The sequence below is a fragment of the Streptococcus sp. A69 genome (assembly GCF_058556195.1).
On sequence record NZ_JBZUJU010000001.1, the window covers coordinates 291,186 to 303,312 of the forward strand.

General features: G+C 38.6%; 7 protein-coding genes. 1 reads left to right on the top strand and 6 read right to left on the bottom strand.

Translation table 11 applies throughout. The features are described from left to right. Nucleotides 1-30 precede the first annotated feature (30 nt). The 6 genes from AC4ME5_RS01560 to AC4ME5_RS01585 all read right to left on the bottom strand — a co-directional run bounded on the left by AC4ME5_RS01560 (nucleotide 31) and on the right by AC4ME5_RS01585 (nucleotide 11,194). Complete coding sequence (locus AC4ME5_RS01560; RefSeq protein ID WP_491799521.1) at nucleotides 31-3,639, bottom strand: pneumococcal-type histidine triad protein; 3,609 nt, start codon at nucleotides 3,637-3,639, stop codon at nucleotides 31-33. 7 nt (nucleotides 3,640-3,646) lie between these two features. After that, a complete protein-coding gene (locus tag AC4ME5_RS01565; protein ID WP_096422293.1) occupies nucleotides 3,647-4,564 on the bottom strand; it encodes a metal ABC transporter substrate-binding protein in 918 nt (305 codons plus the stop codon). A gap of 196 nt (nucleotides 4,565-4,760) precedes the next feature. Next, nucleotides 4,761-7,259: a pneumococcal-type histidine triad protein gene (locus AC4ME5_RS01570; protein ID WP_491799523.1), complete on the bottom strand. Its 2,499-nt coding sequence runs from the start codon at nucleotides 7,257-7,259 to the stop codon at nucleotides 4,761-4,763. A gap of 257 nt (nucleotides 7,260-7,516) precedes the next feature. Continuing rightward, nucleotides 7,517-9,250 (bottom strand): phosphoenolpyruvate--protein phosphotransferase, encoded by a 1,734-nt coding sequence (gene ptsP, locus AC4ME5_RS01575; RefSeq protein WP_045617060.1) that lies wholly within the window; start codon nucleotides 9,248-9,250, stop codon nucleotides 7,517-7,519. 5 nt (nucleotides 9,251-9,255) lie between these two features. Then, nucleotides 9,256-9,519 (bottom strand): phosphocarrier protein HPr, encoded by a 264-nt coding sequence (locus AC4ME5_RS01580; protein ID WP_000146948.1) that lies wholly within the window; start codon nucleotides 9,517-9,519, stop codon nucleotides 9,256-9,258. Between the two features lie 454 nt (nucleotides 9,520-9,973). Further along, the gene (locus AC4ME5_RS01585) at nucleotides 9,974-11,194 is read right to left on the bottom strand and encodes an alpha/beta hydrolase family protein (RefSeq protein WP_007521825.1); all 1,221 of its coding nucleotides are present in this window, start codon (nucleotides 11,192-11,194) and stop codon (nucleotides 9,974-9,976) included. Between the two features lie 651 nt (nucleotides 11,195-11,845). On the opposite strand from AC4ME5_RS01585, the gene nrdH reads away from it, so the two are divergent. Then, entirely contained in the window at nucleotides 11,846-12,064 is a 219-nt protein-coding gene (gene nrdH / locus AC4ME5_RS01590; RefSeq protein WP_000259240.1) for a glutaredoxin-like protein NrdH, read from the top strand. The last annotated feature ends 63 nt before the right edge of the window (nucleotides 12,065-12,127 follow it).

Consider the following 12,127-nt stretch of genomic DNA (forward strand, 5'->3'; position numbering starts at 1 on the left):
CGAGGTAGCTCAGCTACTTCGCCTTTCTGTTTATTCTGCTGGTTTTTCTTGATTGTCAGCACTTGTTGTAGATTCTATTGTTTCCTTTTCTGAAGTTGATTCAGCATGTTTAGAATCACTTGTGTTGCTTGGTTTGTTTTCGTCGCTTACTGTTTCACTGTTAGATTCTGCAGCTGCTGATGTTTCAGTTTTGGAACTTGTGTTCTCACCATTTGCTTCAGCATTTGTTGCTGGAGTTGCTTTTTCACTTGCGCTTGATTTTGACTTGATTTCTTGATTCAAGACCAGAATAGCTTTTGTCAATTCAAGTAAAGCAGCTTTATCTTTACTCTTAGCAGAAAGTTGATCTAGTAATGCATCCACCTTATCAAAGTCAGCATCAGAACCCTTATTGTTTTCTAAATAAGCATGAAGCGACATGAGAATATCGTAGAGTTTTTGATAGAGTACAAGTGTCTGAGGATCTTGCTCAGCATTTTCTTTCTCTTGTTGAAGGGCGCTAGCGATACGAGTCAAGACATCTTTTACCTGACTGTTTACTTCATCCAAGTCTGCATCAGCCTTATTTGTAGCAGCTTTGAGATTTTCTACTTCTTCTGCCAAGGATTGTCTGATTCCTTCTTCTTGGATTTGTTCCAAGAGTTGATTTGCCTTGCCCAAAAGACTTTCTACTTCTTCCTTGCTAACATGGTTGACATGTTCTTCAGGCATAAAGTCTCCGTACAATTCTTTCAAGAAGGCATAAATAGCTGTCTTGGCAGTTTGGTTATCGACTTTTTCAGTATCTAGAACTGTTTTCGTTGATTTCGCTGTTGTTGGCTGAGCTTTCAAAGCTTCTTCTACTTCTTGTTTTGTTTGATAGATGCTTGGGAATAATTTGTTCAATTCCGCTGCCTTAAGGAAGGATTGAGATTGATACAAGGTCCAAGTCAACTGAGCGACTTTGTTTCGAAGTTCATCACTCAAACGACCATCATTTACGTGTTCGTAGAAATACTTGATGTATTCCACTGTTGTAACACCTGTTCGATCATTAAAGTCTTGAAGAGCTTGAAGTTGTGATTCAACCGCCACTAAAGCAGCCTCATCTTTAGCCAATTTAGCTTCTTGGAGTCGAACGAGAAGGTCTTTCTTAGGAAGGCCATAAGACTCTGTATCCAAGGTATTGATTTTATCAATCAAGGCCTGATATTTCTTATCTAAAGCACTTGTTTCAACTGGTTTAACACTTTCATCAATATGGATATATTGCTTATCAAAGAGATCCAGTGTTGCAAGATAACCTGCTGTAGAGTTAGTTGCCAGTTTCTTCATGTTTTCAGTAAACTGACCTAAAGCTAACTCAATCTGTCTTTGTTCAATAGGCTTGTCTTTGTAGATACTTCTGCTATCAGCTAGAAGTTGATCTACTTTCGCCAAGACTGCTTTCTCATCAAAAGCTCCAGGTTGATAGTTGGATTGTAGGGCTGGAATTTTGTTTTTCAAAGCCACTTCATATCCCTTCGTTTGAACCTTGATGTAGTGATTGTGGTCGCCATGAGGAATCACAAAACTACCATTTTCTACCTGCAAGCTATAAGGAGATACCCCATCTCGCAAAGCAGTGGTATAGAGTTCATTTAGGAAATCAAGTTCTGGATTGCCAGTTTGAAGAGGAATCCGAACGTGTTCTTTACGAACAGCATATGGATGGATATGAGTTGGATCGTAGGCTTGGTCTGGATTTCCAAAGACAAAGAATCCGTTTGAAATTCTAATAGCTTCAAGTGGAACTCCATAGGTCTTAGAAATATAAGCAATTTTTTCTTCATCGCTAGCATCTCTTGAGAAAGACTCTACCGTTTTAGCAAGAGGTTTTACAGGCTCTGCATCATGATGGTTTTTCAAATGATCTTGGGCCGACTTAATCTGCTCTGCTGTCAAATCTTTCTTAAAGAAGTAATGATTGTGGTCACCATGACTCATGACAAAGCCTTGCTCATCCTCACTGATGACACGATTGGCATCAAAACCGTGACCATGGTCTTCATCATGTTTGTGGCCATGATTATTTTTATCGTGTTCATCACGGGCTGGACTTGGTACTGATGGCGTTTTACTTTTCAGATGGTCTTGTGCGGCCTTAATTTGTTCAGCTGTCAAGTCCTTCTTGAAGAAATAATGATTGTGGTCACCGTGACTCATGATAAATCCTGCCGCATCCTCACTGATAACGCGATTGGCATCAAAACCATGATCATGGTCTTCATGGTGATGATCATGTGCATCTTCATCATGATCATCATCGTCATCATGGGCTGGACTTGGTGTTGCTGAGCTTGCACCTTTCAAATGATCTTGCGCCGCCTTGATTTGTTCTGGTGTCAAATCTTTTTTAAAGAAGTAATGATTGTGGTTGCCATGTGACATGACAAAGCCTACCGCATCTTCACTGATAATTCGATTGGCATCAAAATCATGACCATGTTCGTCATGGTGATGACCATGTGCATCTTCATCATGATCGTCATCATGAGATGGAGTTGGTGTTCCTGTTCTTACACCTTTCAAATGATCTTGTGCCGCCTTGATTTGTTCTGCCGTCAAATCTTTCTTAAAGAAGTAATGATTGTGGTCGCCATGAGTCATGACAAAACCTTCTGAATCTTCACTTATAATTCGATTGGCATCGAAACCATGACCATCTTCTTCCTCGTGGTGGACATGTGGTGACGGATTACTTAATACAGAACTAGAAGAACTTCCTCCCTCTTCCGTGTTAGAGTGTGATGGAGGATTGTTTAGAGATGACTTAGGAATATAATGATAGTGGTCACCATGTCTTACTATATAAGCATCACCTGTATCTCTGACAATGTCATTAGGATTAAAGACATAACCATCATCTGCTGCGGTAACACCATTATTCGGTGTCACTGACAAAGGTTGACTGAGAGCTGTAGTATTCCCTGATAAATATGCTTTTGCAGCTGCTAATTCACCTGCCGACAAGTCGCTCTTAGGAATGAAATGATAGTGACCACCATGTGGTACTATATAACCATCACCTGTGTCTTTAATGATATCTGAAGCGTTAAAGACATAACCATCATCTGTTGTATAGCGTCCCTGAGACCTTGCTACAGCAACATTAGAGTTGACCTTCTCATTATCTTTGACATGTTCTTGTTTTTGACGGTTGATTTCATCCTTAGTTCGAACATTATCAGCATGAGCTGCATCTTTCAGGTAGACATAATATTTTCCATCTACCTTGATGATATACCCTCCCTTGACTTCATTGACAATATCTCCATCCTTAAGTTGGTAGTTTGGATCCTTCATCAAAAGTTCTTCACTGAAAATCGCATCAAAAGGAACTTTCCCATTGTAATAATGGAAATGATCACCGTGTGAAGTCACATAACCTTGATCTGTAATTTTCACGACAATTTGTTCTGCCTGAATATCTTCTTTTTTGCTAACTTGATCTGGTGTCTGAGTCTCTGTTTTTTGAGAGTCTTGTTTACCATCAACATAAGATACACGATTTGTATCTTTTTTTTCTTCTACCTGGTGTTGATTCAGCGCATAGATGCAAAGACTTAGGGAAAGGACTAAAGCCGATCCCGCCGCAAGATACTTTTTCTTAATTTTCATAATTTCCTCATTTCAATTCTTCTGCAAGAACATTTATATTTTCTTCTAGATTTTCTAAGTAAGTTTTGTCATTTTTGGGGTCTGCTTCCAAAGGATTCAGTGTTTTCAGACTAACTCCTGTTGATTTGATCAAGGTTTCAGCAACTTTAGAGGAAGCATTGCTCTCAGTAAAGATGGTTTTGACCTTATAGGTTTTTACAAATTCTTGGATTTCTGTCAACTGTCTCGGACTCGGCTCTTGTTCTGGAGAAATACCAGCAATTCCAAGTTGTTTCAATCCAAAACGTTTAGCCATGTAAGAAAAGGCTGTGTGTTGCGTAACAAAGGTCTTTTGACTCGCTTTTTCAAAAATAGGCTGGAATTTCTTAGTCAATTCCTGAGCTTTTTTGATAAAGGCTTGAGCATTTTTTTGGTAAGTTTCTTTGTGCTCACTATCAACCTCTGAAAGTTTGTCCGCAATAATCTGTGCTTCTTCGCCTGCTTTTTCAGGATCTAACCAAGTGTGCGGGTCGTAAAGTGTTTTTTCATCAATACCGTCACCAGCTTCTACATCTTCCAAACCTGGTACACGCTCCAAGGTCATCCCTTCAGACGCTTCTAAAACCTTAACTTTTGAATTTTTCAAGTTAGGATCTAGACTTCCAGCCCAAGATTCGAGCGTATGAGAATGGTAGACAAAAACATCCGCATCATAAATGGCAGCAATGTCATTTGCTGACGGTTCAAAGGAGTGAATCCCACTACTTGACTGAATCATCCGTACGTCATTCAAGTCACCTGATACCTCTTTGACCATGGCATAGATTGGGTAAAAACTTGTTACAATCTTCATTCCTTTTGCTTCTTGTTTTTCTTTTTGGCTACATGCTCCTAAGACAAGAACCAACAGACCTGCCATTAATAATAGAAATGTTCTTTTTTTCATCATTACTCCTTAACTAGTATTTAACCATTTAATTAACTAGTAAATAGTTTATCTTTATTTACATTATATGTCAAGTTATTTTGCACATTTTCATGAAAAAAATGAGAACTAGAACTCACATTCTGCTCTCATTTTTCGATTTTATCTTTTCTAGCTCTCCTATCCTGTTTTTAGGAGTTAGAAAATGTTGCTACGACTACTTACTCTCCCTTAACAAAGCCAATAATTTTTCAGCTTCTGCCATAATAGTATTGTTGTCTTGGGCGCCAAATAGCAAGTTATTCTTTAATCCCGTGAGAGTTTCTTTGGCATTAGACTTGATAATTGGATCTTGGATTTTTCCAAGTAAATCTTCAGCCTCTCTCAGTTTTTCTTCAACCTTTTCAGTATCAACCTGAGGTTCTTCTGTTTCCTCTGGCGATTCTTTTTCTGGCTCCTCAGTTGGTTTTGGAGACTCTGGTTTCTCACTCTGAGGTTTCTCTTCGCGAGGTTTTTCTTCCTCAGGTTTTTCTGTCCGAGGTTTCTCTACTGATGGTTTTTCCGTATGATTGTTATCAGCTTGACCATTTTGGTTTCTTTGAACATGGTCACTTGCATTTCCCCAACCACTATCTGAATGCGGACGTTCGTTTGGATGTTCGACATAGTACTTCACAGTCGCAAAGAGATCCTCTAAAGTATAGCCCTTAGGAGCCTCATAAAGACCTTCGTCAAACCACTCAAATTTGATGTTATGGTAATGGTCGTAATGAGGTATAATCAAACTTCCATTTTTGACTTCCACAGTATGTTGGAGATTGTAAGGCATACGATCAAGTGGCACCTTCTTAGCTGCTTTTACTCGATTGTAGATAGCTTCTGCTCCCTTAGCCTCAGTATTTCCTGAACCTTGGTGATCTGTTGAAGGAGGTGTCAAACCTTTCTCTTTAGCATAAGCCTTGGCTGCTGCTCTTTCAGCTTCAGACAAACTATCTTTCTTAATCCAATGACTGTGGGTCATATGCGGAGTTACATAGGCATCCCCCTCATCACTGGTGATATCACGAGGATCAAAGATATAACCGTCTTCTGTTGTATACTTGCCCGCCAACTTGGCTACTTGAATCTCATCATCAGTGTAGGCAAGTTGCGCATTTGGTTTTCCTAAACGTTCTGGATGACGAATCGGTGCTAAGAAGGCAAGAATATCATCCACTAACTTGACTTTATCACTTGAGACATCATTGAGACGTTCCAACAGTTTATCCAAAGCCTCAAAATCAACTTGTCGACCTTTATTATCAAGTAAGTCCTGATGAATTCTTGCTAGTAAATCATAAGCCTTATTGTAAAATCCTCGATCACCAGATGGGAGATTGGTTTTCTTAGCTCCGAGCTTATGAGACAAACTTTCTTGCTTGTCTAGTTTACTATCAATAGCTGCAGTAGTTTCAGCTGATAATTCCTTGGCAGGAATATAACGAGATGTTCCATTCTCCTCAAATACATAACCATCATCTACTTTTCGAATCACCTGTTTAACTAATTTTTCATCAATTGGATTGCTTGGAGTTGGTTGAGGAGTCGGTTGTGGACTTGGTTGTTCTGGTCTTGAATCTGGCACCCTATGGTCCGAACTGTACTGAAGAGGAATAATACGAGCGATTCGTTCTTCCAATTCAGACATCTGTGAATAAGGGATGAAATGGTAATGATTCCCATGAGGCACAGCAACTCCTCTAGCTGTTCGACTTGTAATCTGTGCTGGGTCGAAAACGAGGCCATCAGATTCCACATGTCGTTGGCTGAGTGGCAAGGCATAAAGTTCTTTCAAGAGACTATCAATGTCATCACTTTGACTTGCTTGGCTATCGTCGCTACCGTTGTTAGCCGTATTCGTGTTCGTATAGCCACTACCTTGATTATTATAGGATGGGGTCCATCTATCTACATCGTAACTAGCACTGTTGTTATTGGTACGGCGATAAGTAGGCGTGTTTGATTGACCACTTCTACCAGATAGGAAGGCTTCTGCGGCAGCCAATTCGCTGGCTGATAACTCACTTTTAGGAATATAATGGTAATGGTCGCCATGAGGAACAATGTAAGCATCACCTGTATCTTCAATGATATCAGAGGCATTAAAGATGTAACCATCATCTGTGGTGTAGCGTCCTTGTGAACGTGCCAAGGCTACCGCACCATCATTTGCTGAAGTTCCTCCTTCACGATGCTGACTATGCTCTTGTTTTTGTCGATTAATTTCTTCTTTTGTACGGACATTATCCGCATGGGCCGCATCCTTAAGGTAGACATAGTATTTTCCGTCCACCTTGATAACATAACCACCCTTGATTTCACTAACAATATCTTCATCTTTTAGTGTATAGTTTGGATCCTTCATCAGCAACTCTTCACTGATGATAGCGTCATAAGGAACCTTACCATTGTAATAATGATAGTGATCGCCGTGTGAAGTGACATATCCCTGGTCAGTTATCTTGATGACGATTTGTTCGGCATTGATGCCTTCTTTTTTACTGACCTCATCAGGAGTGAGATCCTCCGTTTTTTGCGCTGTTTGTTTTCCATCAACATAAGACACACGGTTATTTTCCTTGACCGTTCTAGCTTGATACAGTCCCAACTCGTAAGAACAAACACTTAAAATCAGGGCTGCCGCAGAACAAGCAAGGTATTTCTTATTAATTTTCATTGAAACTCTCTTTCTTTTTGATATTTCTAGTTGCAATTCATTTCTAAATTGCAGAAACTCCTTTCTATTACTTAACTGGTTAACAGTTTACTCTAAAATTTCTACCTTGTCAAGGATTTTATGAACCGGTTAAGTAACTTTTACTATTTTTTTACTTTTTAATAATTATTTCAGATACGAACTATGAAGTCTAACTCTCATTTCCCCAACTAAAAAAAACAAAAAATCCCTGCAACTGAGTTGCAAGGACTTTTCGATTAATCAAAATTAACGTATTCTTTTTGAAGTTCAAGAACTTCTTCCATTGTTGAGCATTCTGTAAGGGCACGGTTAGCGTACTCTTCCATCTTAGCAGTATCCAATTTCTTCATCAAACTACGTGTACGAAGGACTGATGTTGCTGACATAGAGAACTCATCCAAGCCCATTCCGACAAGAAGTGGAACAGCTTTTTGGTCACCAGCCATCTCACCACACATACCAGCCCATTTACCTTCAGCGTGAGCTGCCTTGATCACATTGTTGATCAAGCGTAGGATTGATGGGTTGTATGGTTGGTAAAGGTATGAAACTTGTTCGTTCATACGGTCTGCTGCCATTGTGTATTGGATCAAGTCGTTTGTACCAATTGAGAAGAAGTCAACTTCTTTTGCAAATTGGTCTGCAAGCATGGCTGCTGCAGGGATCTCAATCATAATACCAACTTGGATATCATCCGCAACTGCAACACCTTCAGCAAGAAGATTTGCTTTTTCTTCGTCAAAGACTGCTTTCGCTGCACGGAATTCTTTCAAAAGCGCAACCATTGGGAACATGATACGCAATTGACCGTGAACAGACGCACGAAGAAGAGCACGGATTTGTGTACGGAACATTGCATCTCCAGTTTCAGAAATAGAGATACGAAGGGCACGGAATCCAAGGAATGGGTTCATTTCGTGAGGCATATCGAAGTAAGGAAGTTCCTTATCTCCACCGATATCCATTGTACGAACAACAACAGGTTTACCGTTCATTCCTTCAAGTACAGCCTTGTAAGCTTCATACTGCTCGTCTTCTGTTGGGAAGTCTTGAGAATCCATGTACAAGAACTCTGTACGGTAAAGACCAACAGCTTCGGCACCGTTGGCATTGACACCTTCAACGTCTTTTGGAGTACCGATATTAGCAGCCAATTCAAAGTGTTTACCATCAGCAGTCACTGTTTGAGCATCTTTCAAAAGTGCCCATTCAGCTTTTTGCTTCGCATAAGCTTCACCAGCAGCCTTGAATTCTGCCGCTTGCTCATCAGTTGGGTTGATAATCACTTCACCAGTGATACCGTTAACAGCAAGGATATCACCATCTTTAACAATTTCAGTGATGTTGTTTGTACCCAATACTGCCGCAATTTCAAGTGTACGCGCCATGATAGCTGAGTGGCTTGTACGTCCACCAATGTTGGTTACAAAAGCTTTTACAAAGTTTTTGTCCAATTGAGCTGTATCTGAAGGAGTCAAGTCATGCGCAATCACGATCACTTCTTCATTGATAGAAGCTGGGTTCGGCAATTTTTTACCAAGGAGATTTGCCAATACACGTTTTGTCACGTCGCGGATATCCGCTGCACGTTCTTGCATGTATGGGTTGTCTTCCATGCCTTCAAAGATAGTGATAAACATGTCTGTCACTTCTTTCAGACCTGCTTCTGCATTCACTTTCTTCGCACGGATTGTCTCCTTGATTTGGCTGATCATTTCTGGGTCAGCAAGAACCATTAAGTGAGCGTCAAAAACTTGAGCAGCTTCTTCACCAAGCGTACCTACTGCTTTCTCACGAATAACAGAAAGCTCGTCTTGTGATGCTTTTAGAGCGGCATCAAGGCGAGCTTCTTCTGCGTTTGTATCTTCGACTGTAATAGTCTCAAATGACAAATCCGGTTGAACGAGTAGATATGCTTTTGCAACTGCAACACCGTCAGATGCTGCGATTCCTTTAAGCATTTCTGTCATTTTCCTTATGCCAATCCTTCTTTTTCCATAGTTTCAGTGATAGCAGCGATTGCGTCGTCAGCATCTGCACCTTCAGCTGAAATTGTAACGTCAGCACCTTGGCCAACACCAAGACTCATAACACCCATGATAGATTTAAGGTTTACTGATTTACCTTTGTATTCAAGAGTGATATCTGAAGCAAATTTGCTAGCTGTTTGAACCAACAATGTTGCTGGACGTGCGTGAATACCTGTTTCTGCCACTACGTGGAAATCTTTAGAAGCCATAGTTTGACTCTCCTTTAGTTATTTCTTTTTTGGATTATATGTGATAACCCTTACAAGACTGTATTATATCACCTTCTAGATTATTTTTCAAGTGTTTTATGGACTTTTACTGAAAATGAAATTGCTTCTTTTTCTATCGTACAGGTACTATGGGAAATTTAGGCACTAATTATTAAAAGAATATTACCCTCAAAATTCCAATTATCAAAGCTATTTTTTCTTAATATCAATCAGAAGATAATCCTAGTAAACAATGAAAAAATAATACTATTTAGTCATAATTGATATAACTCAGCAAATCTATTATTTGAAAAGGCTTCATCAAATACTGAGATTCTAAAACCTACTCTTACCATCAACAGTAGAGAATTTATCCAATTTGCTACTTAAAGTAAAATAAGCTTGTAGCACCTAACAGTAAAAAGGTAGATATATCTAAGTGGTATAAGTAGAACTAAAACTTTGATTGATTCCATTCAAATAAAGTATCCAACCAATCAAAAACGACATTATGGGAGAGCCTTAAATTATTGACTTGGCAATGAGCGTCCGCACCACTTTCCGCCTCAAATACTTGAAGTTTAGTTTGCTGATTTTTAGATTTAAGTGATTCATAAATCACCTTGGTTTGATGCTGCAGTTCAGCACCCTCACCCTTTCCCATGATAAACAGGCATGGGCATTGAATTTTTTGATAATCCACAATCTTTGCATGGTTAAATACATCATCAATAGCACTCTTAAAATCAGAAGTACCAAACTGCCATGCATACTTTTTAAGATTCAAATTTGCTGATTCATTCAAATTTCCAGCGAATTTTAAAATGGCATTTATTAACCAACTAGGTGCTTTCAAACTTGATCCAAATTCTTTTCTGAAAAGTTCTGCAACGTCGTAAATAGGGGTACTAGCAATCCAAGCATGAATTCTTGGATCCTTTTCAACAGCTTGTGCGGTAAAATATCCCCCTCCGCTGACACCATAAATGGCTAAATCATTTAGTTTAGGATTTCTATTTTCCAACCAGTCTATGCATAATGAAATTGGAATAGAGGCATCCACATCAAAGACCAGCCCTCTACTAGGATTGCTCCCTTGACCGGGAAGGTCAACCATTAAAACATTATAATTTCGTATCCATCCAGGATATCCTGCAAAGTAAAATAAATCTTCGCGATAAGTATCACCTCCACCAATCATGATTAGCGTTGGGCAATTATCGCCGCTATGAAGATAATAACCAGGCAAGTAAGAACCCTGATAGGTAATAGTTAATTTTTCAATCGGTGCACCTAGTGAATGAATTGCACTAGAAAACACCTTCTCCATTTGACGAACGGTCGGTAAATACTCTTCAGAAAATGGATCGGTAAATTGGATTGCCGAGCGAAGTGAGTAGGTCTGTGCAAGATAATACTGCGCCTTTGTTTGTTCACTCAACCCTGAATTACTTGCTTCTTGTTCAAGGTAGTTTACATGCGATAAAAATACATTTTTCCAGTCATCAGGCTTTGGTGAGTTCCCCAATCTTTGAGCAAGATAATAAAGCTCTCCATGAGAGAAACCAAAAATTTCACCGATTCCTAACAACCAATTAAAGAAAAAATCCGTATCACCATTCTTAAAAAATATTTGAGTTGATTGCCGTTTTAAAATAACATCATTTTCTTTCACCACGCGCCTCCTAATTCTGTGTTCTTTCATTTATTTAATCTAATTATAATCTGATAACATTCTCTATCAAACAAAAGTATCCAGATATCCATTTTTTAATCTTATAATCACAGATAGTGTATCACATAAAATGAACTTTTTCAAACATTGTATTTATATACTCCTTATGAAAGGATACGAAACTCATAAGTATCCTATATAAAATTAACCAATGATCCATTTTTATGAATACATCATAATCTGTCATTTCCATTTTGGTTATATTTTATATATTCTAATACAAATATTGGGACATCGTGTGTAGAAAATTTCTTTTTTCGTAAATATTACAGTTTCTATTTTGTTAAAGTATTATCTCAGCTATACTTATTACTGTTCTTACGATTTTTGCTATTTTCTTCGTTTTCCTTTCTGATAACTTGCTGAAAATCTTCTATTTATATTGCCAATATACAGTATGTAGTTTTTTTATTTTGAGAAAGTTTGACAGTTCAACGAAAATCAAAATTTATGTTTTCGAAAACACTATATCTTGTGTTTTGATTTTAAAACCGTAACTTTTTGGCACAAGATTTAGTTTAAAAAGTTTGACAAAGTTTTTTTTTCTGATATACTAAGAAAGTAATCTATTTTGAAAGAGGAGTTACGAAAATGGTAACCGTTTATTCTAAAAATAACTGTGTACAATGTAAAATGACTAAACGTTTCTTGGATAGCAACAATGTCGCTTATCGTGAGATCAATCTCGATGAGCAACCAGAGTACATCGATCAAGTTAAAGAGCTTGGTTTCAGCGCTGCTCCTGTCATCCAAACACCAACTGAGGTCTTTTCAGGTTTCCAACCAGGAAAACTAAAACAGTTAGCATAATTTTAGTGCATCATCCAGAAGAAATTGCTTCTAGGGCTAACTTAGAGGCCTTTCTTTTGTAAT